The 667-nt window shown below is 45.9% G+C and carries 1 protein-coding gene; it reads left to right on the top strand.

Annotated elements, in window-relative coordinates:
* Positions 1-667, top strand: a 667-nt coding sequence (locus tag A3757_RS23655) for a DUF2804 family protein (RefSeq protein ID WP_156506529.1), incomplete at both ends; no start/stop codon positions are given.

The raw sequence follows: 667 nt of genomic DNA, 5'->3' as shown, positions 1-667 counted from the left end.
CGGGAAGCCTCATTTAGGACGCTTCAAACACGCCGTCAATGAAATTAATATCAATGACGCAGATTATCGAACACCAATGAACAAACGCGCCAATAAGTGGCAGCGCCATTTCAATTTTAAACGCTTTCAATATTTCGGCGGCATAAGTGGTGACCTGATATTTGGCTGCGCATTAGCTGACTTACGCTATTTGGGCGCAGCTTTTGTCTATATCTATCGAACTTCAGATAAAAAAATGCTTACTTGGCAATTCAAAAAACCTTTTGCACTCGGGCTAGATATGACGAACCGTCCCGATAATGGCATATCAAGCTTCAAGTCAGGCAAGCATAGTATCAAAATGCGCTACCAACTTAACTCACAGGGCGAGCGGCGCAAAATACTCGAGATTGGTTTTGGCTCGGAGCTCAACATTCAGGCCGAAACCATAGAGAAACCAAGCTTTGAGGAAATGGCTCTTTGTACACCGACCGCAGTCAATGGCTGGGTCTATGCTCAAAAAACGGCAGCACTTCCTGCTAGCGGTGAAGTTCACTGTGCTCTCGGCAAGTTCAAGCTAAATGAAATTGCTTGTTATGGGCATCATGACTTTTCGGCTGGGTACATGCGTCGAGAAACATTCTGGAACTGGGCATGCTTTTCCGGCGCATCTTACTCCACAGCCGAT

This window comes from Oleiphilus sp. HI0117 (genome assembly GCF_001635235.1).
The sequence above is the reverse complement of the archived record's forward strand: the minus strand, read 5'-3'. Positions and strand labels throughout refer to the sequence as shown.